We start from the raw sequence: 23,068 nt of genomic DNA on the forward strand, positions 1-23,068 counted from the left end.
GAGATGGTGATGCCGGGCGACAACGTATCCTTCGGGGTCGAGCTGATCGCGCCGATCGCGATGGAGCAGGGCCTGCGCTTCGCGATCCGCGAAGGCGGCCGCACGGTCGGCGCGGGCGTGGTGTCGAAGATTACCGAGTAAGGGTATCGACCCGCGAAGGCCGAGGCACGAACCGGAACGACAAGGGCCTCCCATCGGGAGGTCCTTGTCACGTGAGCGTCACGAGAGGGAAGGTCCGGTTGCGCCGGGAAGCCGACGGGATGGGCTTTTACAATGAGAAATGGCGCCCATAAAAAAAGGGCGGCCCAAGGACCGCCCCGTTCATCTTACCGAGAGTAGACTCAGTTGTTGGCGATGATCGCTTCGATCTGACCTTTTTTCTGGCCGTCCTGATCATCGGACTCGACGATAGCTTTGATTGCAGCGATCTGGCCCAGGGTCAGGTCGTCCAGGCTGTCGACCGGGATACCCATACGCTCGAAATCGCTCATCAGAGCTGTCTGAAGCATGTCAAAGCCTTGACCCATTTCGCTGGAAGGGTGCGAGTCGGCGAAGGCAGCGCCACCCGTGGCGAGTGCGGCGACCGTGGCGAGAGTTGCAATAGTGCGGTTCATGAAGTGCTCCTTTCAGGGGGCAATGGTTGTGCGAACGAACCTCAGATATAATCTCACGATCATTCCAAGACGTTGTTCACCGATACAACATTCGGACACAAAAAGGGTTCCCGGTATATTTGATATTTCACCCCAGGCGTTCCGATGACCATGAAAGGGATGGATAGGAGGATGCGACATCCGGTATTCCTCGCGATCTGTACATACCATTGATTTACAGATATTTTTGGCGCGGGTTGCCGGAAATCTGTCCATTCTGACCGATGGCATTGTTACTCCCAGCCGTCGATCCGTGCCGGATTCATGACAGACTTGTTATCTGACCCCTTGCGCCAGACCGGCAGCCCACTTATTCCCGCCTCACCTGCAGGGGTATAGCTCAGTTGGTAGAGCAGCGGATTCCAAATCCGCAGGTCTCGGGTTCGAATCCTGATGCCCCTGCCAGGTCAACCCGTCACCTCGGGACGGCTCATCCGAAATGCGACCCAAGTCTTCTCCGATCCGGAAGATCCCGTATCCTGCTGCCGCGGTTGTGACAGCAGGGTAAGCCGGGTGACGTTTCGACAGGACTGTTCGAAGGTGCATGCCCGGCCGCCGACATGGTGCGGCCCATCTGTCCGGCCCGGTTTGTGGCCCGAAAGCATTTGTTAAGATGCGATTGTTACTGGGGTCCGACGCCAATCGAGGTCTTTACATGCATGATTCTGATGACTGGACAGCGCCTGATGTTCAGGGTGGCAAGTCGGATGCGCCACCTGCCGGAAAGCGACATCGAAATCGCTTCGGATCACTTGGATTTCGGGTCACTGCCGGAATTCTCGCTGTTCTGACCTTGGGGATGGCCGCAATGTCGGGCGTCGCATTTCAGAATCTCCGGACTCAGGCCTTCTCAGACTTCCGCACAGCGTCTGAATTACAGGCAAGATTTCTGGCGGATGATGTGGCTGCCAAGGTCAAGGCATCAGACAAGGATAACGCCGAACAGGCCGCAAGGGCGCTGCTCGATATCGACGGCATTGCAGCGCTGGGCGCGCGTGCGTTCCGCTCCAACGGAACCCTGATCTTTTCGATAACGATGAACGATGGGACGACCGTCTTCGACGGCGTCAGCCCGGCACCGACCAGGAAAACCTCTGTCGATCTCGGTACGAAACTCCTGGTGCGCATGCCGATGCGCTTGACTGACGAGCCATCCAACCATGCCATCGGCTGGGTCGAGATCGTATTCGATCAAAGTGCGGTCGCTGCCAGCATGGCGATCGGATGGGGATGGCTCCTGACGGCTTCGCTGCTTGTGATCGGCATAACCGGGATGGCAACGTTGGTGATGCTGGAATTTGTGATCGAGCGACCCGTGGCCCGTATAGTTCAGGCGATGCAGTCCATTGCGCGGGATGAGGCCGATGTTCCGCCGATACAGGGCAACGTGACGGATCTGGGTTCGATCGAAGATACCTTGCAGGTCTTTCAGGAGAATGTCCTGAAACGCCGCGCTCGGGACAAAGCGGACACCTTGACCATAGCCCGCGATCAGTCGTTGCACGCAGAGATGGAGGAGACACATCAAGTCAGTCGTGAACAGGCCGAACGAAGCGCGGTTGAAGCCCAGCGGCAGTTCGACCGGGAAAGGGCGGATAGCCAGTGGCTTCAGCGCGATGTGGAACAGGTCATGACGGCCGTTGCCGATGGCGATTTCGACCTGCGGATAGAAGTGGAGGATGCGCCCGACGAGCAACGGTCCCTGCGCGAAATGCTGAACGTCGCGATGGATCGGGTGCAGACCAGCATGAACGACGTCATTCACGTGCTGGCAGAGCTTCAGGCCGGGCGACTGGCTTCGCGCATGGAGGGACAGAGACCGGGAGCCTTTGCCAAGCTTCAATTGTCCACGAATGCCATGGCGACGCAACTCGAACGCGCTCTGGGCGATCTGTCACACCATGCTGTCGGCATACTGGATGACAGCAGCGATCTCTCCGCATCGGCCGAGGACCTGTCAAAGCGAACCGAGCGGACGGCGGGGTCGCTTGCGGAAACGACGAACGCGCTGGAACAGATCGTGGGGTCGATCACGGCAACAGCCGACCTTACATCAACGGCGCAGGGGTTTGCCGAAAGCGCGCGCAGGGATGCCCGGCAAAGCGATAAGATCGTGCGCGATACAGTGCAATCGATGCAGGAAATCCAGTCGGTGTCGGTCGAAATCTCACACACTCTGGGGGTTATCAACGACATTGCATTTCAAACCAACCTGCTTGCCTTGAATGCGGGTGTCGAGGCTGCGCGTGCAGGCGAAGCGGGCCGGGGTTTCGCCGTCGTCGCATCGGAGGTGCGGGCCTTGGCACAGCGGGCCTCCGCGTCGGCGCAGCAGATCGGCACGTTGATCGCCACAAGTTCCGAGCAAATCAACACCGGCGTCCAGCGCGTCGCAATATCGGGTAAAACCCTGACATCGCTTGGCGACAGTATCGAAAGAATCGGCGATCAGGTGGCCGAAATCGCAGAAGCCTCTCGTTCACAGTCCAGTGCGGCTGCCGAGATCAACCGCGCCATGGCGGAAATCGACGGGGCCACGCAACAAAACACAGCCATGTTCGAAGAAATCACGACTGCAAACCAATCCCTGAAAGGCTCCGCTTCTCAGATGCTGCGCCTGATCGAAAAGTTCGACCTGACCGATGGGGGAAATGACGATGCATGGACGACCGCGATGAATGCCACGCACCACGCCCTGCCGCAGGACAAGGTCGGAACAGGCTAGCCGTCCTTGTCGCGTACCCGAATGCGAATCGAGACCATGTGTCATCCGGCACGGTTGCCAGCCAGACCTGCGGTCTGATCCACATCGCGCAACCGGTCGCCGGTCCGACCTTGCCTGGCGCCTTCGCCTTGCATCGGCGGGGCAGGCGTCATATCTCGCCAGAAGCCGGATGCGACCGATGTCGCGACCGGCGGCAAGTGCCAGATCAGGAGCGTGAGACGATGGCGACGACCAACCCGCTGCAATTCATTCAGCAGACCCGTGCCGAGGTTTCCAAGATTTCCTGGCCGTCGCGCCGCGAAGTGATCCTGACCACCGTCATGGTTTTCATCCTGGCGGTACTGGCGGCGACATTCTTCTTTCTAGTCGATCTGGTGATCCGCACTGGTTTGACGGAAGTCCTCGCGGCTTTCTGATCGAAACGGCCCCAGGCTTTGCCGAAGGTCGCCGGCGGGCCTTGAATCCCCGTCGTTCGGGCGTTAGAGGGACCGGACTTTGGTATCGGCGGCGCGCATTGATTCGGGATGCGCGCTGTTTGACGTTTCGGGGCGGCGTGCCGCCGACCAGGGCGTCGGGACAAAACAAGAGGCGGACGGGCAAGACATGGCGAAGCGGTGGTATTCGGTCAGCGTGCTGTCCAACTTTGAAAAGCGGGTCGCGGAACACATTCGCACCGCTGTCGAAGAGCAGGGGCTGCATGACCAGATCGAAGAAGTTCTGGTCCCTACCGAGGAGGTGATCGAGGTCCGTCGCGGCAAGAAGGTGACGTCCGAGCGGCGCTTCATGCCCGGATACGTTCTGGTGCGGATGGAGATGTCGGACGAAGGCTATCACCTGGTGAACTCGATCAACCGGGTCACCGGCTTTCTGGGGCCGCAGGGTCGCCCGATGCCGATGCGCGACGCCGAGGTAAACCAGATCCTCAATCGCGTTCAGGAAGGCGAGGAGGCCCCGCGGTCCCTCATCACCTTCGAAATCGGCGAGGACGTCAATGTCGTCGACGGCCCCTTCGAAGGCTTCTCGGGCGAGGTCGAGGAAGTGGACGATGAAGCGCAGAGTCTGAAGGTTTCGGTTTCCATCTTTGGCCGGGCGACCCCGGTCGAGTTGAAATTCACGCAGGTGTCGAAAGCCACGTGATCTACCGGGCCTCCGCTTATGGTGGAGGCTCCGGACCCGGACGTGGGAGGGCAATGCTACGGCAGGCCCGAACCACGGCATAACGGCCCATCAAGCCCGGTATCGGGTGGGCGCATGTAGGGCGGGACATTTCCCGCCGCCGTAAGGAGAAAGCCAATGGCGAAGAAACTCGTCGGCACGATGAAGTTGCAGATCAAGGCCGGGCAGGCCAACCCCAGCCCGCCCGTCGGTCCAGCACTCGGTCAGCGTGGCATCAACATCATGGAATTCTGCAAGGCGTTCAACGCCAAGACGCAGGACATGGAGCCCGGCGCGCCGTGCCCCACCGTGATTTCGTATTATCAGGACAAGTCCTTCACGATGGAAATCAAGACGCCGCCGGCGTCGTATTACCTCAAGAAGGCGGCTGGCATGAAGCCCGTGGGCAAGCGCAACCGTCCCAAGGGCGCTGCACTTCCCGGTCGTGAGACCGTCGCCTCCGTCACCGTTAAACAGGTGCGCGAGATTGCGGAAGCGAAGATGAAGGATCTGTCGGCGAATGATGTCGAACAGGCCATGAAGATCATCGTGGGCTCGGCGCAGTCCATGGGCATCGAGGTGAAGTGATGGCAAAACTCGGTAAGCGCGCATCCGCAGCCCGCGCAGCATTCGCAGGCAAGGATGACATTTCGGTCGAAGAGGCCGTTGCTCTGGTCAAGGATAACGCCAAGGCAAAATTCGACGAAACCGTCGAGATTTCCATGAACCTGGGCGTCGATCCGCGCCACGCGGATCAGATGGTCCGGGGTGTCGTGTCACTGCCCAACGGCACTGGCAAGGACGTCCGCGTCGCGGTGTTCGCCCGTGGTCCCAAGGCCGAGGAAGCTCAGGCCGCCGGAGCCGATGTCGTCGGTGCCGAAGACCTGATGGAGATCGTCCAGTCGGGCAAGATCGATTTCGACCGCTGCATCGCCACCCCCGACATGATGCCGATCGTCGGTCGTCTGGGTAAGGTGCTGGGTCCGCGGAACCTGATGCCGAACCCGAAAGTCGGCACGGTGACGATGGACGTGGCGCAGGCCGTCAAGGACGCCAAGGGCGGACAGGTCCAGTTCAAGGTCGAAAAGGCCGGTGTGATCCACGCAGGTATCGGCAAGGCGTCGTTCGACAAGGACAAGCTGAAGCAGAACGTCATGGCATTCGTCGATGCCGTGGCCAAGGCCAAGCCGGCGGGATCCAAGGGGTCCTACATGAAAAAGATCTTCCTGAGCTCCACGATGGGCCCGGGTGTTTCGATCAACGTCGACAGCGCGACCGGCAACGAGCCGACTGCGTAGACGAATAAGAGGTTCGGTCCCCGCAGGGGGGCCGGTCGGCGGGGTGGCGACACCCCGTCCTGTCCGAGACGGAGGGTCGGGGGAAACCCCAATAATTCCTTCCTGAGATGGGACCCGAGACTGATTTCCGAAGGCGACTTCGGGCGATCTGGCGCGGGGCCCTTCATTGGACCCGCTGGGCCGGGAAACCGGTCCGAAAGGGGGAGGGGTGACCCTTCCCATGAGCCGGGGGGCAACCCCCATTTCGTGGGGCAACCCACGGGACTTGGAGTAAACTGTGGATAGAGCGCAGAAAGAGAAACTGGTCGAGGACCTCGGCCAGATCTTCGAAAGCTCTGGCGTCGTGGTGGTTAGCCACTACGAGGGCATGACAGTTGCCGAGATGCAGGACCTGCGGGCGCGGATGCGCGATGCCGGGGGTTCTGTTCGCGTTGCCAAGAACAAGCTCGCCAAGATCGCCCTCGAGGGGAAAGCTGTCAGCAGTATTTCCGACTACCTCACGGGCATGACCGTATTCGGCTATTCCGAAGACCCCGTCGCTGCGGCGAAGGTTTTCGATGCGTATGCCAAGGACAACCAGAAGCTGGTTATCCTGGGTGGCGCGATGGGCGATACGGCGCTGGACGCCGCCGGTGTTGCAGCAGTCGCGAAGATGCCCAGCCGCGAGGAGCTTATCGCTTCCATCGTGGGTTGCATCGCCGCACCTGCTTCGAACATCGCGGGGGCCATTGGCGCGCCTGCTTCCAACATCGCCAGCATTCTTTCGACCATCGAAGAGAAGGCTGCCTGAAGCACCTGACGTCATCCCTCGTCGTGACCTTGAACGGCACGATACCGGAACACATCTTAATAGAACGGAAATCAAATGGCTGATCTGAAAAAACTCGCCGAAGACATCGTCGCCCTGACGCTGCTGGAAGCCCAGGAACTGAAAACCATCCTCAAGGACGAATATGGCATCGAGCCGGCTGCCGGTGGCGCCGTCATGATGGCTGCCGGTGGCGACGCCGGTGGCGCGGCTGCCGAAGAGCAGACCGAATTCGACGTCATCCTGAAGTCGGCAGGCGCCTCCAAGATCAACGTGATCAAGGAAGTCCGCGGCATCACGGGTCTGGGCCTGAAAGAAGCCAAGGACCTGGTTGAAGCCGGTGGCAAGGCCGTCAAGGAGCAGGTCTCCAAGGCCGAAGCCGACGAGATCAAGGGCAAGCTGGAAGCAGCTGGCGCCGAAGTCGAACTGAAGTAATCACGGCTTTGCCGTGACCGTGCGACCGCCCCGCGGTCGCACTCGGTCGCTGGACGGCGGCTTTGCTCTTCGCAAAGTCAGCCGAACCATCGATCCGGTCGGATAAAGAGGGTGGCAGCGGAGCTTCCGGTGCCACCCGCTCCTGTCTCGAAAAGCCCGTCATCATGGCGGACTTTTCCGGTCAGGAGGCGGACGGGGGCGCGCCTGTGGGATGGCGTGCCAGATGGTCCTCCTCGACGACCCATTCGCAAGCCCTGGCCCCCGGTGCCCGTCGGGAACCAAGGCGCGAAACTTGAAAAGGCGAGCACAACATGGCTCAGACGCAAGCGTCCTCCAAGCGTATCCGTCGGTATTACGGCAAACTGGTCGAAGTTCTCCAGATGCCGAACCTTATCGAAGTGCAGAAGTCGTCCTATGACCTCTTCCTGAAATCCGGCGATCAGGCCGAGCCGTCCGAGGGCGAAGGCCTGATGGGCACGTTCCAGTCGGTTTTCCCGATCAAGGATTTCAACGAGACGGCGATCCTCGAATTCGTCAAATACGAGCTTGAAGAGCCCAAGTACGACGTCGAGGAATGCCAGCAGCGCGACATGACCTATGCCGCACCGCTCAAGGTAACTCTGCGCCTGATCGTGTTCGATATCGACGAAGATACCTCCGCCAAGTCGGTCAAGGACATCAAGGAACAGGACGTCTTCATGGGTGACATGCCCCTGATGACCAAGAACGGAACGTTCATCGTGAACGGCACCGAGCGTGTGATCGTGTCGCAGATGCACCGCTCGCCCGGTGTGTTCTTCGACCACGACAAGGGCAAGACGCACAGTTCGGGCAAGTTGCTGTTCGCCTGCCGGATCATCCCGTACCGCGGCTCCTGGCTGGACTTCGAGTTCGACGCCAAGGACCTGGTGTTCTGCCGCATCGACCGTCGCCGCAAACTGCCGGTGACGACGCTGCTCTATGCTCTCGGCATGGACCAGGAAGGCATCATGAATGCCTATTATGACACTGTCGATTTCACCCTGCGCAAGGACAAGGGCTGGTCGACCAAGTTCTTCCCCGAGCGATACACCGGCACCCGTCCGGCGATGGATATCGTCGATGCGAACACCGGCGAAGTCGTCATGGAAGCCGGCAAGAAGGTCACCCCGCGTCAGGTCAAGAAACTGCGCGACGACGACAAGGTCGGCGACATCCTGGTGCCGTTCGACGGCATTATCGGCAAGTTCGCCGCCCGCGACATCGTGGACGAAACCAACGGAGCGATCTTCGTCGAGGCCGGTGACGAGCTGACGTGGGAGCTGGACAAGGCAGGCGAAGTTTCCGGCGGCACCCTGAAAGAGCTTCTGGATGCTGGCGTCACCGAGATTCCGGTTCTGGACATCGATAACGTCAACGTCGGCCCGTACATGCGGAACACGATGGCGGCCGACAAGAACTTGGGCCGCGATACCGCGCTGATGGATATCTACCGCGTCATGCGTCCGGGCGAGCCGCCCACCGTCGACGCGGCGCAGGCCCTGTTCGATCAGTTGTTCCGCGACAGCGAGCGTTACGACCTGTCCGCCGTGGGCCGGGTCAAGATGAACATGCGTCTGGACCTGGATGCCGAGGATACCGTCCGCACGCTGCGCGATGAAGACATCCTGGCCTGCATCAAGGCACTGGTCGAACTGCGCGACGGCCGTGGTGACATCGATGACATCGACCACCTCGGCAACCGCCGTGTGCGGTCCGTCGGCGAATTGATGGAGAACCAGTATCGCGTCGGCCTTCTGCGGATGGAGCGCGCCATCAAGGAGCGTATGTCGAGCGTAGAGATCGACACCGTCATGCCGCAGGACCTGATCAACGCGAAACCGGCCGCCGCCGCCGTGCGCGAATTCTTCGGTTCATCGCAGCTGTCGCAGTTCATGGACCAGACCAACCCGCTGTCGGAAGTGACGCACAAGCGTCGCCTGTCCGCGCTCGGGCCGGGTGGTCTGACCCGCGAACGTGCCGGTTTCGAAGTCCGCGACGTTCATCCGACCCACTATGGCCGGATGTGCCCGATCGAGACGCCGGAAGGCCCGAACATCGGTCTGATCAACAGCCTCGCGACCTATGCGCGCGTCAACAAGTACGGCTTCATCGAAACACCGTACCGCAAGGTCGTTGACGGTAAAATAACGGACGATGTGCAATACATGTCCGCGACCGAGGAAATGCGTCACACCGTTGCGCAGGCCAATGCGCAATTGACCGACGACATGAAGTTCCAGAACGAACTGGTGTCGACCCGTCAGTCCGGCGACTATAAATTGCAGTCCCGCGATAACGTCGACCTGATCGACGTCTCGCCCAAGCAGCTTGTCTCGGTCGCCGCGGCGCTGATCCCGTTCCTTGAGAACGACGACGCGAACCGCGCTCTGATGGGGTCGAACATGCAACGTCAGGCCGTGCCGCTTCTGCGCGCCGATGCTCCTTTTGTGGGCACCGGCATGGAAGAGGTCGTGGCCCGCGATTCCGGGGCGGCCATCATGGCCCGTCGCGGCGGCGTCATCGACCAGGTCGATGCCGAACGTATCGTCGTGCGCGCAACCGAGGATCTGATCCTTGGTGATGCGGGTGTCGATATCTACCGTTTGCGCAAGTTCCAGCGGTCGAACCAGAACACCTGCATCAACCAGCGTCCTCTGGTGAAGGTGGGCGACAATGTCAGTAAGAACGAAGTGCTGGCCGACGGTCCGTCGACCGACATGGGGGAACTGGCGCTCGGCAAGAACGTCATCGTCGCCTTCATGCCGTGGAACGGCTACAACTACGAAGACTCGATCCTGATCTCCGAGCGGGTTTCGCGCGACGACGTCTTCACCTCGATCCACATCGAGGAATTCGAAGTCGCCGCCCGTGATACCAAGCTCGGGCCGGAAGAAATCACCCGTGATATCCCGAACGTCGGCGAGGAAGCCCTGCGCAACCTCGACGAAGCGGGCATCGTCTATATCGGTGCGGATGTGGAGCCGGGCGACATCCTTGTGGGCAAGATCACCCCCAAGGGCGAAAGCCCGATGACGCCGGAAGAAAAGCTTCTGCGCGCCATCTTCGGCGAGAAGGCTTCGGACGTTCGCGATACCTCGTTGCGGGTCAAGCCGGGCGATTACGGCACCGTGGTCGAGGTTCGTGTCTTCAACCGTCACGGCGTCGAAAAGGACGAGCGGGCCCTGCAGATCGAGCGGGAACTGGTCGAACGTCTGGCCCGTGACCGGGATGACGAGCGCGAAATTCTGGACCGCAACATCTATGCGCGCCTGCGGTCGATGATCGAAGGTCAGAAGGCCGTGAAGGGCCCCAAGGGTTTCAAGTCCGGCACCGTCGTGACCGAAGAATCCCTGTCGATGCTGTCCTTCGGTCAGTGGTGGCAGATCGCGCTGGAGGACGAGGAGTCCGCCAAGCAGGTCGAAGCCCTGAACGAGCAGTACGAGATCCAGAAGCGCAGCATGGAAGCCCGCTTCGAGGACAAGGTCGAAAAGGTCCGTCGTGGTGACGACCTGCCGCCGGGTGTGATGAAGATGGTCAAGGTCTTCATCGCCGTGAAGCGCAAGCTTCAGCCGGGCGACAAGATGGCCGGCCGTCACGGCAACAAGGGCGTCATCTCCAAGGTCGTTCCGATGGAGGACATGCCGTTCCTGGCCGACGGGACCCCGGTCGACTTCTGTCTGAACCCGCTGGGCGTGCCGTCGCGCATGAACGTCGGTCAGATCCTCGAGACGCACATGGGCTGGGCCGCACGCGGTCTGGGCCTCAAGATCGACGAGGCGCTGGACGACTACCGGCGCAGCGGCGACCTGACCCCGGTGCGCGAGGCGATGAAGATCGCGTATGGCGAAGAAGCCTACGAAGAAGCGATGGCCGCGATGGACGAGGACACCCTCGTCGAATACGCGGGCAACGTGACGGCGGGCGTTCCGATTGCCACGCCGGTCTTCGACGGTGCCAAGGAAGGCGACGTCAACGACGCACTGCGGCGTGCCGGTTTCGACACCTCCGGTCAGTCCGATCTGTTCGACGGGCGCACCGGCGAGAAGTTCTCGCGCCAGGTGACCGTCGGGGTGAAATACCTGCTCAAGCTGCACCACCTGGTCGACGACAAGATCCACGCCCGGTCCACCGGTCCGTATTCCCTCGTCACGCAGCAGCCGCTGGGCGGCAAGGCGCAGTTCGGTGGTCAGCGCTTCGGCGAGATGGAGGTCTGGGCGCTGGAAGCCTACGGCGCCGCCTACACCCTGCAGGAAATGCTGACGGTCAAATCGGACGACGTGGCCGGACGGACCAAGGTCTATGAAAGCATCGTCAAGGGCGAGGACAACTTCGAGGCGGGCGTTCCCGAGAGCTTCAACGTTCTCGTCAAAGAAGTCCGCGGCCTCGGCCTGAACATGGAACTCCTGGATGCGGAGGAAGACGACGAGTGATGTCCGACAGGATCGTCACCCGATGGGGCGCGTTTCGCGCGCGCCCCACGTCCCCCAACGCACCCTTTTCATAAAGGTATCAAGATGAACCAGGAACTGACGAACAACCCGTTCAACCCGATCGCCCCGCAGAAGGTTTTTGACGAGATCAAGGTCTCGCTGGCCAGCCCGGAGCGGATTCTCTCGTGGTCCTACGGCGAGATCAAGAAGCCCGAGACCATCAACTACCGCACGTTCAAGCCCGAGCGTGACGGTCTTTTCTGCGCGCGCATCTTCGGTCCGATCAAGGACTACGAATGCCTCTGCGGCAAGTACAAGCGCATGAAGTATCGCGGCGTCGTCTGCGAGAAATGCGGCGTGGAAGTCACGCTGCAAAAGGTCCGCCGCGAGCGGATGGGCCACATCGAACTGGCCTCGCCCGTCGCGCACATCTGGTTCCTCAAGTCGCTGCCCTCGCGCATCGGCCTGATGCTGGACATGACGCTGCGCGATCTGGAACGCATCCTGTATTTCGAGAACTATGTCGTGATCGAACCGGGCCTGACCGACCTCACCTACGGACAGTTGATGTCCGAGGAGGAGTTCATGGACGCGCAGGACAACTTCGGGGCCGACGCCTTCCAGGCGAACATCGGTGCCGAAGCTATCCGCGAAATGCTGGCCGCCATCGACCTGGAGCAGGAAGCCACGACCCTTCGTGAAGACCTGAAGGAAGCCACCGGAGAGCTGAAGCCCAAGAAGATCATCAAGCGCCTGAAGATCGTCGAGAGCTTCATCGAATCCGGCAACCGTCCGGAGTGGATGATCCTGACGGTCATCCCGGTCATCCCGCCCGAGTTGCGCCCGCTGGTGCCGCTCGACGGGGGCCGGTTCGCCACATCGGACCTGAACGATCTGTATCGCCGGGTCATCAACCGCAACAACCGCCTGAAGCGGCTGATCGAATTGCGCGCGCCCGACATCATCGTGCGCAACGAAAAGCGGATGTTGCAGGAATCCGTCGATGCGCTGTTCGACAACGGTCGTCGTGGCCGCGTCATTACGGGTGCCAACAAGCGCCCGCTGAAATCGCTGTCCGACATGCTCAAGGGCAAGCAGGGCCGCTTCCGCCAGAACCTTCTGGGCAAGCGCGTCGACTTCTCGGGCCGGTCCGTCATCGTGACGGGACCGGAGCTGAAGCTGCATCAGTGCGGCCTGCCGAAAAAGATGGCACTCGAACTGTTCAAGCCGTTCATCTATTCCCGGCTCGAGGCCAAGGGCCTGTCGTCCACGGTCAAGCAAGCCAAGAAACTGGTCGAGAAAGAGCGTCCCGAAGTCTGGGACATTCTGGATGAGGTCATCCGCGAACACCCCGTCATGCTGAACCGTGCGCCCACGCTGCACCGTCTCGGCATTCAGGCGTTCGAGCCGGTTCTGATCGAAGGCAAGGCGATCCAGCTTCACCCGCTGGTCTGTTCGGCCTTCAATGCCGACTTCGACGGCGACCAGATGGCCGTTCACGTGCCGCTGAGCCTCGAGGCGCAGCTGGAATGCCGCGTCCTGATGATGTCGACCAACAACGTGCTGTCGCCCGCCAACGGCGCGCCGATCATCGTGCCGTCGCAGGACATGATCCTCGGCCTGTACTACGTGTCGATGGAACGGTCCGGCATGAGGGGCGAAGGCATGGTCTTCTCCTCGGTGGACGAGGTCGTTCTCGCCCTCGACGCCGGCGAGGTGCATCTGCACGCCAAGATCAAGGCGCGTGTCACCCAGATCGACGAGATGGGCGAGGAAGTCGGCGTCATCTTCGACACCACGCCGGGACGCGTGCGTCTGGGTGCGATGCTGCCGATGAACGCCAAGGCCCCTTTCGATCTGGTCAACCGCCTGCTGCGCAAGAAAGAGGTGCAGCAGACCATCGACACCGTCTACCGCTACTGCGGTCAGAAGGAATCGGTGATCTTCTGCGACCAGATCATGACGCTGGGCTTCCGCGAAGCGTTCAAGGCGGGCATTTCGTTCGGCAAGGACGACATGGTCATCCCCGACAGCAAGTGGCCGATCGTGGATGCGACGCGCGACCTGGTGAAGGACTTCGAGCAGCAGTACATGGACGGCCTGATCACTCAGGGCGAAAAGTACAACAAGGTCGTGGATGCCTGGTCGAAGTGTAACGACAAGGTCACCGAGGCGATGATGTCCAACATCTCCATCGCCGGGGTCGACGAGAACGGTGCCGAAAACGAGCCGAACTCGGTCTACATGATGGCCCACTCCGGTGCCCGTGGCTCGGTCACGCAGATGAAGCAGCTGGGCGGCATGCGCGGCCTGATGGCCAAGCCGAACGGCGACATCATCGAGACGCCGATCATCTCGAACTTCAAGGAAGGTCTGACCGTTCTTGAATACTTCAACTCGACCCACGGCGCGCGCAAAGGTCTGTCGGACACCGCGCTCAAGACGGCGAACTCGGGCTATCTGACCCGTCGCCTGGTCGACGTGGCGCAGGACTGCATCGTTCGCGTGGACGACTGCGGCACCGAAAACGCCATCACGGCGACCGCTGCGGTCAACGACGGTGAAGTCGTCGCGACCCTGGCCGAGCGTGTGCTGGGCCGCGTGGCGGCCGACGATGTCCACGTTCCGGGCACCGACGAGGTCATCGTCAAGAAAGGCGAGCTGATCGACGAACGCAGTGCGGACATCATCGACACGGCATCTGTCGCGTCGATGCGCATCCGCTCGCCCCTGACCTGTCAGGCCGAAGAAGGCGTCTGCGCCACCTGCTACGGCCGTGATCTGGCCCGTGGCACCAAGGTGAACCTCGGCGAAGCTGTCGGCATCATCGCCGCGCAGTCCATCGGCGAGCCGGGCACACAGCTGACGATGCGGACGTTCCACATCGGCGGCGTGGCCCAGGGTGGTCAGCAGTCGTTCATGGAAACCTCGGTTGCCGGTAAGGTCGAATTCCGCAATGCGAACACCCTGATGAACGAAGCCGGTGGCAACGTCGTCATGGGGCGCAACATGCAGATGGCCATCATCGACGAAAACGGAGAGGAGCGGTCGTCCCACAAGCTGGGCTACGGCACGACCCTGTTCGTGACCGATGGACAGAAGGTCGAACGCGGCGACAAGCTGTTCGAATGGGACCCGTTCACCCTGCCGATCATCGCCGAAGCCGACGGCAAGGCGAAGTTCGTCGACCTCTACGCGGGCATCTCCGTCCGCGACGAGACCGACGACGCGACCGGCATGACCCAGAAGATCGTGTCGGACTGGCGCTCGGCCCCCAAGGGCAACGAGTTGAAGCCCGAGGTCATCATCGTCGGTGAAGACGGGGAGCCGGTTCGCAACGACGCCGGAAACCCGATGACCTACGCCATGTCGGTGGACGCCATTCTGTCCATCGAAGACGGCCAGATGATGAAGGCCGGCGACGTCGTCGCGCGTATTCCGCGCGAAGGTGCCAAGACCAAGGACATCACCGGTGGTCTGCCACGGGTGGCGGAACTGTTCGAAGCGCGGCGTCCCAAGGACAACGCGATCATCGCCGAACGCGACGGCTATGTGAAATTCGGCAAGGATTACAAGAACAAGCGCCGGATCACGGTCGTTCCTGCCGACGAGAGCCTGGAGCCGATCGACTACATGGTGCCCAAGGGCAAGCACATCCCGGTGGCCGAAGGCGACTTCGTCCAGAAGGGTGACTACATCATGGACGGCAACCCCGCGCCGCACGACATCCTGCGGATCATGGGGATCGAGGCGCTGGCCGACTATCTGATCGACGAAGTGCAGGACGTGTATCGCCTGCAGGGCGTGAAGATCAACGACAAGCACATCGAGGTCATCGTCCGCCAGATGCTTCAGAAGTTCGAAGTCCTCGACTCGGGCGAAACGACGCTTCTGAAGGGCGAACATGTCGACAAGGCCGAACTGGAAGAAGCCAACGCCAAGGCCGAAAAGCGAGGCGACCGGCAGGCCATCGCCGAGCCGATCCTGCTGGGCATCACCAAGGCGTCGCTGCAGACCCGCAGCTTCATCTCGGCGGCCTCGTTCCAGGAAACCACGCGGGTGCTGACCGAAGCTTCGGTTCAGGGCAAGCGCGACAAGCTGGTCGGCCTGAAGGAGAACGTCATCGTCGGTCGTCTGATCCCGGCGGGCACCGGTGGCGCGACCCAGAAGATGCGCGCCATCGCGACCGAACGGGACAGCGTCGTCATCGAAGCCGCCCGGATCGAAGCCGAAAAGGCCGCGGCCCTGGCCGCGCCCGAGCCGACGTCGTCTGCCGAAGACGCGTTCAAGACGCCCGAACCGGCGGCCGAGACGGCCGAGGACTGATCCTGGCGTCCTGACAAAACATACCCCCGCCGGAGCGATCCGGCGGGGGTTTTTCGTTCCCGCATACCCGCAACTGCGTCCTGCTTGTCGTGACATGTCTTGCCGCAGCCGCGCCCCCATGCGACGCAAACTCCATGACCGTTCGCAACCAGATCATCGGCCTGATCCGCTTCAGCTATCCGGCCACCGAAGGCTTTGCCGTCAGCGGCATGGACGAAGACGCACTGCTGGCGATGCTCTACGATCCTGCGCGTCTGGCCAGCCGGTTCGCCTACCTCGAAACCATTACCCTGCCGTCGCTGGCCGCCCAGACCGACGGCGATTTCACCTGCGTTATCCTTGCGGGCGACACGCTGCCTGACGCTTGCAAGAAACGCCTGCGGGCACTGCGCGACCGCTTCCCTTTCGTCCGCCCGATCTTCATGGAACGGATGGGACCGCTGCCGTCCGCCAAGCGCAGTTTCCGCCGCGCCGTCCGCGACGGCACCACCCATGTCACCGGCTTCCGCCTTGACGACGACGATGCGCTTGCCGTCGACTACATCGCGAAAACACGCGACCGCGCCGACCGACTGATTGCCGGTGGCTTCGCCGACAATCCCCTCGCCATAGCCTTCACGCGCGGCCTCTACTGGGACCTGAACGACCGGGCCGCGCCGTTCCGCGAATTCCGCGAGACATATGCCCCCAGCCTTGCCTGCGCGATGGTCACATCGCCCGCCATGGAGACCTGCATTTACCGCTACAACCATCGGCGGCTGGCCAGTTTCATCCCGACCTGGCTGGAGCCGGGCGGTGCCGCGATGTTCATCCGCACCCTGCATGACACCAATGACAGCGGGCGCAGCATCCCGCCGCATTCCAAACCGATGGACACAGACCGGGGCCGCAAGCTGCTGGTGGAGCGCTTCGGGCTGGACCCGGACGCCGCGATGGGTCTGATGCGGGGCGGCGCGTCGTGATGCGGGCGGAGGCCCCCGGCCTGCATCTGACCGGACACGCCGGGCGGTCCGGGCCGAAGGAGGACCTTCGGTGAACGATAACATTCGCGGCGCGTCCTTCATGGTGGCGTCGATGGCGACGTTCACACTCAACGACGCCACCATCAAATATCTGGCCCAGGACATGCCGACGTTTCAGGTCGTGTTCCTGCGCGGTGTCGGCGCGACGCTGCTGATCGTCCTGCTGGCGCATCTGACCGGCGCGCTGCGCAAGCCGATCCCGCGGGACGACTGGAAATGGGTGATCGGGCGGTCCCTGGCCGAAGTCGCCAGCTTCTATCCCTTCATCCTCGCCCTGACGCATATGCCGCTCGCCAATGTCACCGCGATCCTGCAAGCCCTGCCGCTGATGATCACGGCGGCGGGCGCGATATTCATGGGCGAACGCGTCGGCTGGCGACGCTGGTCGGCCATCGCGGTCGGTTTCGTCGGCGTGTTGATGATCGTGCGACCCGGCGGCGACGACTTCGACCGCTGGTCGCTGGCGGCACTGGCGGCGGTGCTGACGATCACCCTGCGCGAACTCATCACCCGCCGCCTGTCGCGCGATGTGCCCTCGCTCAAGGTCGCGATCTTCACGGCGCTCGGCGTGATGCTGCTGGGCCTGTTCATGTCGCTGCGCGAGCCATGGGGCGCGGTCTCGCCGGGGCAGGGCGGTCTGCTGGTCGTCGCCTCGATGTTCATCCTCGGCGGTTACCTGTTCTCGATCATGGCGATGCGCGTGGGCGAGGTCGCGGCCGTCACCCCGTTCCGCTACACCGCGCTGATCTGGGGCCTGATGCTGGGCTGGCTGGTGTTCGGCGACTGGCCGAAACCGATGACGCTGGCGGGGGCGGCGCTGGTGGCCGCGACGGGTCTGTATACCCTCTGGCGCGAAGGCCGCCGCGCCCCGATGCCCCGCCCGAACGCGCCGAGGTAAGACGACGAACGGAACCTGCCGCTCCCTGCGGCGTGGACACGACTAAGATAGAGAGAGCAGAATGACCTGGATCATCAAAAGAACTTTGGATGGGCGAGGGGGGCATATATCTACGAGTTCATATGATCTCCGCACCAAATCCGCTTCGCCGCTTAGACAACAATCCACAAAGATGGCAGCGGTCTATGCAGATATCTTTAAAGGGGAAAGGGGCGATCTTGATCTGGCCCTTCTGCCCAAAGTCTTTGTCGTCGAGAAAAAGCGGAAAGTCTTTCCCGATATGTGGTGGGGCGAAAACGGCCTCTTCATCATCTCCGATGCCCTGCGCAGGGTGATCGAGGCGCACGATCCCGGCAAGCATATCATCTGGCCGGTTGAGATGCTGACCAAACGCGGGGAGCCCTATCCCGGTCCCTTTTTCGGGTTTGTCCCCGCCGTTCATGCGGCCGCGATCAGCGAAAGCCACAGTGACGTTCGGATCGACGAAGAGCGGTTCAATCCCGCGACGCCTGTCATGCCGGCCAGTACGTCGCCACGGCTCGTGTTCCTGAACCGCAGCTACGACGTCGGCGTTCGCCGCACGGACATTCCCGATGCCAATCTGTGGTGGGACCACGGGCTGTCGGTTCCCCAGCTTCTCACGTCGGACGCGCTCCACGATGCGATTGTCGCGGCGGGGCTGAAAGTCATTCCGATGAAACGGGTCATGGAAATCGACGACTGACCGGGACGACCCGCGCGCGTGTTCAGAAACTCCGCCGGATCGCCTTGAGATCCAGCGCGAACCGCCGCCGCAACTCCGCCCTTCGCTCCTCGTCTGCCGGTATCAGCCGCTCGACCTGTGCCCGCACGCCGCTGTCGTTCATCCCGTCCACGCCGCGCAGCCACATCGGCGCGTCGGGCAGGGTGATCGACGGCATCAACGTCCCGATCCGGTGGTGCGGAAAATGCAGGGCGGTGCGGGTATTCGTCGGCGCCAGAAATACCGCCTGCGCGACGCCCAGATGCGGGTTGAACGTCGCCTCGGTGCGGGGGCCGTCCGGCGTCAGGCCCAGCAGATAGCCTTGGTTGAAGTCGATCGTCAGCCGCTTGTGCCGCTCCCAAAAGGGTCGCACATCGGCAAAGGTTTCGCGCGACCGCGCCACAAACCGACGCCCCACACCGTCATCGTCGTCGTGGCGGAACTGCATCGTGGGTGGCCCGTCCGGGTCGATGAACGGCAGCACGACATTGCGGATCGCCTCGCGGTATTGCTCCGCCGGATGAAAGACGACATGTCCGCCCTTCAATCCCGATACCAGCGACACCAGGCGCGACCGCCACGGCTCGGGCAGGGCGTCACCGGTCATGACGATGGTGCGGAAATCGCCGTCGGTCTGCGCCGCCAGCGTCCGCAGGCAGACATGCTCCAGCGTGCGGAACCGCGTCTCCATCCGGTCGGGGTGCCAAAGGTAAGCCTGCCGCGCCTCGACCGTGTCGTGTTCGGTCTGGAAGCCGCCGAGGCCGGGATAGGCAAATCGCGTGATGGCAAGGATCTGGAGGTCGGACATGGCCGCGACGGTGGCCCGTCCTGCCGGGGCTGGCAAGTCTCTCCGGCAGGCCCCGCCGAAAGACGTCCGACGTGGATCACCCACAGATCACCCGTGCGTCCCCTGTCCGCCCGCCCCGCGTCGCGGCGGCAACGCACCCACGTTGACACCCCCCGGCGATTCCCCTATGTCGGCCTCAATTCGGTCCGGGTGATGTCTCATCCGGGGTCCGGCACGCCAGAACCTATCGGTCACGATCCGGGATACTGCTTCCCGATCCTCTGTCATCAAACCGCATCGCCCAGGTCGGAATTCCGGGTGGCTGCGGTCAATTGGTTTTGTCGCGTTGGAAGCCGGACACGTATTTGAATAACAAATGGGGACACCCTCAATGCCCACCATCCAGCAGCTGATCCGTAAACCGCGGCAGCCCAAGGTCCGAGCTTCCAAGTCGCAGCACCTCGAAGGCTGCCCGCAGAAGCGTGGCGTCTGCACGCGCGTCTATACGACGACGCCGAAGAAGCCGAACTCGGCCATGCGGAAGGTCGCCAAAGTGCGCCTGACCAACGGTTTCGAGGTCATCAGCTACATTCCCGGTGAATCGCACAACCTGCAGGAACACAGCGTCGTGCTGATCCGCGGCGGTCGTGTGAAAGACCTTCCCGGCGTGCGCTACCACATCCTGCGCGGTGTGCTCGATACGCAGGGCGTCAAGGATCGTCGCCAGCGTCGTTCCAAATACGGTGCCAAGCGTCCGAAGTGATGCCGCCGGTGCGTCCCCGGACCCGGTCCGGGGATATCTCTCATTCCGCATGTCCGGGGGCCTCCCCGGAATGACGACACAACGCTAGAAGGGGTCCCAGATGTCCCGCCGTCACGCCGCAGAAAAACGCGAAGTCCTGCCCGACGCCAAGTATGGCGACAAGGTTCTGACCAAGTTCATGAACAACCTGATGATCGATGGCAAGAAAGCCGTCGCCGAGCGCATCGTCTACAACGCGATGGATCGCGTCGAGGCCAAGCTGAAGCGCTCGCCCATCGAGGTGTTCGTCGAGAGCCTCGAAAACATCAAGCCCTCGGTCGAGGTGCGTTCGCGCCGCGTCGGTGGTGCCACCTATCAGGTGCCTGTGGAAGTCCGGCCCGAGCGTCGGGAGGCCCTTGCCATCCGCTGGCTGATCAAGGCCGCCCGCGCCCGCAACGAGAACACCATGGAAGAGCGTCTGGCCGGTGAACTGGTCGATGCCGTCCAGTCCCGTGGTTCCGCCGTCAAGAAGCGCGAAGATACCCACAAGATGGCCGACGCCAACAAGGCGTTCAGCCACTACCGCTGGTGAGTTTCGCACCTATCTAAGCATTGACACGGGGGCCCGGTCCGAGGCCCCCGCACCCGTTTTTTCCTCCTATCTGAGGTACGCCCCATGGCACGCGATTATCCCCTCGCCCGATACCGCAACTTCGGCATCATGGCCCACATCGACGCGGGCAAGACGACCTGCTCCGAGCGGATTCTGTTCTACACCGGCAAGTCCCACAACATCGGCGAAGTCCACGACGGCGCCGCCACGATGGACTGGATGGAGCAGGAGCAGGAGCGTGGCATCACGATCACCTCCGCCGCGACCACGACCTTCTGGCAGCGCCAGGAAGAGCCGACCGCCGATGCGACCTCCGATACCAAGTATCGCATGAACATCATCGATACGCCCGGCCACGTCGACTTCACCATCGAAGTCGAGCGTTCGCTGGCCGTGCTTGACGGTGCTGTCGCCGTGCTGGACGCCAACGCCGGGGTCGAGCCTCAGACCGAAACCGTCTGGCGTCAGGCCGACCGCTACAAGGTTCCGCGCATCGTCTTCGTCAACAAGATGGACAAGATCGGTGCCGACTTCTTCAACTGCGTGAAGATGATCAAGGACCGCACCGGCGCGACTCCGGCCCCGATCCAGATTCCGATCGGCGCCGAGACCGAACTGGAAGGCATGGTCGACCTCGTCACCATGGAGGAGTGGGTCTGGGAAGGAGAAGATCTGGGCGCATCCTGGGTCAAGAAGCCGATCCGCGACAGCCTGAAGGCGCAAGCCGATGAATGGCGCGCCCACCTTATCGAGACCGCGGTCGAGATGGACGACGAAGCAATGGAAAACTATCTGATGGACGGCGCCGAGCCGGACGTCGATACCCTGCGCTCGTTGATCCGCAAGGGCACGCTGGCCATCAAGTTCATTCCGGTCCTGTGCGGCTCAGCGTTCAAGAACAAGGGCGTGCAGCCTTTGCTGAACGCGGTTATCGACTATCTGCCCAGCCCGCTGGACGTGGTCGATTACATGGGCTTCAAACCGGGCGACGAGGATGAAGTCCGCAACATTCCGCGCCGTGCGGACGACAACATGCCGTTCTCGGGCCTGGCCTTCAAGATCATGAACGATCCCTTCGTCGGCTCGCTGACCTTCACGCGCATCTATTCGGGCGTCCTCAACAAGGGCGACACGATGCTCAACTCCACCAAGGGGAAGAAAGAGCGTGTGGGCCGGATGATGATGATGCACTCGATCAACCGCGAGGAGATCGAGGAGGCCTTTGCCGGCGACATCATCGCGCTTGCGGGTCTGAAAGACACGACCACCGGCGACACGATCTGCGATCCGCAGGATCCGGTCGTTCTGGAAACCATGACCTTCCCCGATCCGGTCATCGAGATCGCGGTCGAACCCAAGACCAAGGCCGACCAGGAAAAGATGTCGCAGGGCCTGGCCCGTCTTGCCGCCGAGGATCCGTCCTTCCGCGTCGAAACCGATATCGAATCCGGTCAGACGATCATGAAGGGGATGGGGGAACTTCATCTCGATATCCTGGTCGACCGCCTGAAACGCGAATTCAAGGTCGAGGCCAACATCGGCGCGCCGCAGGTGGCCTATCGTGAAACCATCGACCGTGAAGTCGAGCATACCTACACCCACAAGAAGCAATCGGGTGGGTCCGGTCAGTTCGCCGAAGTGAAGCTGCTGATCTCCCCGACCGAGCCTGGCGAAGGGTTCTCCTTCGAATCCAAGATCGTCGGTGGTGCGGTGCCCAAGGAATACATTCCGGGCGTCGAGAAGGGCATCAAGTCGGTCATGGACTCCGGTCCGCTGGCGGGCTTCCCGGTCATCGACTTCAAGGTGCAGCTGCTGGACGGCAAGTTCCACGACGTCGACTCCTCGGTCCTCGCGTTTGAAATCGCGGGCCGGATGGGTATGCGCGAAGGGATGCGCAAGGCCGGTGCGAAACTGCTGGAACCGATCATGAAGGTCGAAGTGATCACGCCCGAGGAATACACGGGCGGCATCATCGGCGACCTGACCTCGCGTCGCGGTCAGGTGCAGGGGCAGGACACGCGCGGCAACGCCATCGCGATCGACTGCTACGTGCCGCTGGCCAACATGTTCGGTTATATCAACACGCTGCGGTCGATGTCGTCGGGTCGTGCGAACTTTACGATGCAGTTCGACCACTACGAGCCGGTGCCTCAGAACATCTCGGAAGAGATCCAGAAAAAATACGCATAATCGGTGCGGCGGGGTGATCCCCGCCCTCCCAGTCGCAATGTAGGGCGGGGGTTCCCGCCGCTCCCAAAATTGAAGGAGACCTTCCCATGGCGAAGGCAAAGTTCGAACGCAACAAACCGCATGTGAACATCGGTACGATCGGTCACGTTGACCATGGCAAGACGACGCTGACGGCGGCGATCACGAAGTATTTCGGCGACTTCAAGGCCTACGACCAGATCGACGG

Annotated in this window: 19 protein-coding genes and 1 tRNA gene; 18 read left to right on the forward strand and 2 right to left on the reverse strand. The window is 61.9% G+C overall.

Annotation, left to right across the window (positions count from 1 at the left end; genetic code table 11):
• The coding region (locus tag AC13C2_RS00020) for an EF-Tu C-terminal domain-related protein (RefSeq protein WP_480723619.1) at positions 1 to 141 on the forward strand (141 nt) is incomplete at its 5' end.
• Between the two features lie 200 nt (positions 142 to 341).
• Here the strand turns inward: AC13C2_RS00020 and AC13C2_RS00025 are convergent.
• A complete protein-coding gene (locus tag AC13C2_RS00025; RefSeq protein ID WP_092765378.1) occupies positions 342 to 614 on the reverse strand; it encodes a hypothetical protein in 273 nt (90 codons plus the stop codon).
• A 368-nt stretch (positions 615 to 982) separates the two neighbouring features.
• On the opposite strand from AC13C2_RS00025, the gene AC13C2_RS00030 reads away from it, so the two are divergent.
• The 13 genes from AC13C2_RS00030 to AC13C2_RS00090 all read left to right on the forward strand — a co-directional run bounded on the left by AC13C2_RS00030 (position 983) and on the right by AC13C2_RS00090 (position 18,492).
• A tRNA-Trp gene (locus AC13C2_RS00030) sits at positions 983 to 1,058 on the forward strand.
• Positions 1,059 to 1,308: 250 nt separating this feature from the next.
• Positions 1,309 to 3,375, forward strand: coding sequence for a methyl-accepting chemotaxis protein (locus AC13C2_RS00035; RefSeq protein WP_482885536.1), 2,067 nt, complete (start codon positions 1,309 to 1,311; stop codon positions 3,373 to 3,375).
• A gap of 221 nt (positions 3,376 to 3,596) precedes the next feature.
• Positions 3,597 to 3,791: a preprotein translocase subunit SecE gene (gene secE / locus AC13C2_RS00040; RefSeq protein ID WP_092765382.1), complete on the forward strand. Its 195-nt coding sequence runs from the start codon at positions 3,597 to 3,599 to the stop codon at positions 3,789 to 3,791.
• Between the two features lie 187 nt (positions 3,792 to 3,978).
• On the forward strand, positions 3,979 to 4,512 hold the full coding sequence (gene nusG, locus AC13C2_RS00045; RefSeq protein WP_092765380.1) for a transcription termination/antitermination protein NusG: 534 nt from the start codon (positions 3,979 to 3,981) through the stop codon (positions 4,510 to 4,512).
• Positions 4,513 to 4,668: 156 nt separating this feature from the next.
• Positions 4,669 to 5,118 carry a 50S ribosomal protein L11 gene (gene rplK / locus AC13C2_RS00050; RefSeq protein ID WP_092765374.1) on the forward strand — a complete coding sequence of 150 codons (450 nt, stop codon included), beginning with the start codon at positions 4,669 to 4,671 and terminating at the stop codon, positions 5,116 to 5,118.
• A complete protein-coding gene (gene rplA / locus AC13C2_RS00055) occupies positions 5,118 to 5,828 on the forward strand; it encodes a 50S ribosomal protein L1 (protein ID WP_092765372.1) in 711 nt (236 codons plus the stop codon). The genes rplK and rplA overlap by 1 nt, the downstream gene beginning before the upstream one ends.
• A 277-nt stretch (positions 5,829 to 6,105) precedes the next feature.
• Positions 6,106 to 6,618, forward strand: coding sequence for a 50S ribosomal protein L10 (gene rplJ / locus AC13C2_RS00060; protein WP_092765370.1), 513 nt, complete (start codon positions 6,106 to 6,108; stop codon positions 6,616 to 6,618).
• 75 nt (positions 6,619 to 6,693) lie between these two features.
• Complete coding sequence (rplL, locus tag AC13C2_RS00065) at positions 6,694 to 7,071, forward strand: 50S ribosomal protein L7/L12 (RefSeq protein ID WP_092765368.1); 378 nt, start codon at positions 6,694 to 6,696, stop codon at positions 7,069 to 7,071.
• Between the two features lie 311 nt (positions 7,072 to 7,382).
• Positions 7,383 to 11,522, forward strand: coding sequence for a DNA-directed RNA polymerase subunit beta (gene rpoB, locus AC13C2_RS00070; RefSeq protein ID WP_092765366.1), 4,140 nt, complete (start codon positions 7,383 to 7,385; stop codon positions 11,520 to 11,522).
• 84 nt (positions 11,523 to 11,606) lie between these two features.
• On the forward strand, positions 11,607 to 15,848 hold the full coding sequence (gene rpoC / locus AC13C2_RS00075; protein ID WP_482885537.1) for a DNA-directed RNA polymerase subunit beta': 4,242 nt from the start codon (positions 11,607 to 11,609) through the stop codon (positions 15,846 to 15,848).
• A gap of 134 nt (positions 15,849 to 15,982) precedes the next feature.
• Positions 15,983 to 16,810, forward strand: coding sequence for a glycosyltransferase (locus AC13C2_RS00080; RefSeq protein ID WP_482885538.1), 828 nt, complete (start codon positions 15,983 to 15,985; stop codon positions 16,808 to 16,810).
• A gap of 70 nt (positions 16,811 to 16,880) precedes the next feature.
• A complete protein-coding gene (locus AC13C2_RS00085) occupies positions 16,881 to 17,768 on the forward strand; it encodes a DMT family transporter (RefSeq protein ID WP_482885539.1) in 888 nt (295 codons plus the stop codon).
• A gap of 172 nt (positions 17,769 to 17,940) precedes the next feature.
• A complete protein-coding gene (locus tag AC13C2_RS00090; RefSeq protein WP_482885540.1) occupies positions 17,941 to 18,492 on the forward strand; it encodes an imm11 family protein in 552 nt (183 codons plus the stop codon).
• A 22-nt stretch (positions 18,493 to 18,514) separates the two neighbouring features.
• Here AC13C2_RS00090 and AC13C2_RS00095 read toward each other — a convergent pair whose 3' ends face one another.
• The gene (locus AC13C2_RS00095) at positions 18,515 to 19,318 is read right to left on the reverse strand and encodes a glycosyltransferase (RefSeq protein WP_482885541.1); all 804 of its coding nucleotides are present in this window, start codon (positions 19,316 to 19,318) and stop codon (positions 18,515 to 18,517) included.
• A 370-nt stretch (positions 19,319 to 19,688) separates the two neighbouring features.
• Between AC13C2_RS00095 and rpsL the strand changes: the two genes are divergently transcribed.
• From rpsL to AC13C2_RS00115, 4 genes are all read left to right on the forward strand, one after another.
• Positions 19,689 to 20,060: a 30S ribosomal protein S12 gene (rpsL, locus tag AC13C2_RS00100; protein WP_092765352.1), complete on the forward strand. Its 372-nt coding sequence runs from the start codon at positions 19,689 to 19,691 to the stop codon at positions 20,058 to 20,060.
• A 100-nt stretch (positions 20,061 to 20,160) separates the two neighbouring features.
• Complete coding sequence (gene rpsG, locus AC13C2_RS00105; RefSeq protein ID WP_092765350.1) at positions 20,161 to 20,631, forward strand: 30S ribosomal protein S7; 471 nt, start codon at positions 20,161 to 20,163, stop codon at positions 20,629 to 20,631.
• Positions 20,632 to 20,715: 84 nt separating this feature from the next.
• Positions 20,716 to 22,842 carry an elongation factor G gene (gene fusA, locus AC13C2_RS00110; protein WP_092765348.1) on the forward strand — a complete coding sequence of 709 codons (2,127 nt, stop codon included), beginning with the start codon at positions 20,716 to 20,718 and terminating at the stop codon, positions 22,840 to 22,842.
• Positions 22,843 to 22,928: 86 nt separating this feature from the next.
• Positions 22,929 to 23,068: GTP-binding protein (locus tag AC13C2_RS00115; protein WP_305249296.1), on the forward strand; the 140-nt coding region annotated here is incomplete at its 3' end.

Source organism: Jannaschia sp. L-14R (assembly GCF_056857695.1).

Excerpts from the sequence above, each read along its gene's own strand:
- AC13C2_RS00025 (WP_092765378.1), bottom strand. The coding sequence starts at position 614 with ATGAACCGCACTATTGCAACTCTCGCCACGGTCGCCGCACTCGCCACG.
- AC13C2_RS00035 (WP_482885536.1), top strand. The coding sequence starts at position 1,309 with ATGCATGATTCTGATGACTGGACAGCGCCTGATGTTCAGGGTGGCAAG.
- secE (WP_092765382.1), top strand. The coding sequence starts at position 3,597 with ATGGCGACGACCAACCCGCTGCAATTCATTCAGCAGACCCGTGCCGAG.
- nusG (WP_092765380.1), top strand. The coding sequence starts at position 3,979 with ATGGCGAAGCGGTGGTATTCGGTCAGCGTGCTGTCCAACTTTGAAAAG.
- rplK (WP_092765374.1), top strand. The coding sequence starts at position 4,669 with ATGGCGAAGAAACTCGTCGGCACGATGAAGTTGCAGATCAAGGCCGGG.
- rplA (WP_092765372.1), top strand. The coding sequence starts at position 5,118 with ATGGCAAAACTCGGTAAGCGCGCATCCGCAGCCCGCGCAGCATTCGCA.
- rplL (WP_092765368.1), top strand. The coding sequence starts at position 6,694 with ATGGCTGATCTGAAAAAACTCGCCGAAGACATCGTCGCCCTGACGCTG.
- rpoB (WP_092765366.1), top strand. The coding sequence starts at position 7,383 with ATGGCTCAGACGCAAGCGTCCTCCAAGCGTATCCGTCGGTATTACGGC.
- rpoC (WP_482885537.1), top strand. The coding sequence starts at position 11,607 with ATGAACCAGGAACTGACGAACAACCCGTTCAACCCGATCGCCCCGCAG.
- AC13C2_RS00080 (WP_482885538.1), top strand. The coding sequence starts at position 15,983 with ATGACCGTTCGCAACCAGATCATCGGCCTGATCCGCTTCAGCTATCCG.
- AC13C2_RS00090 (WP_482885540.1), top strand. The coding sequence starts at position 17,941 with ATGGCAGCGGTCTATGCAGATATCTTTAAAGGGGAAAGGGGCGATCTT.
- AC13C2_RS00095 (WP_482885541.1), bottom strand. The coding sequence starts at position 19,318 with ATGTCCGACCTCCAGATCCTTGCCATCACGCGATTTGCCTATCCCGGC.
- rpsL (WP_092765352.1), top strand. The coding sequence starts at position 19,689 with ATGCCCACCATCCAGCAGCTGATCCGTAAACCGCGGCAGCCCAAGGTC.
- rpsG (WP_092765350.1), top strand. The coding sequence starts at position 20,161 with ATGTCCCGCCGTCACGCCGCAGAAAAACGCGAAGTCCTGCCCGACGCC.
- fusA (WP_092765348.1), top strand. The coding sequence starts at position 20,716 with ATGGCACGCGATTATCCCCTCGCCCGATACCGCAACTTCGGCATCATG.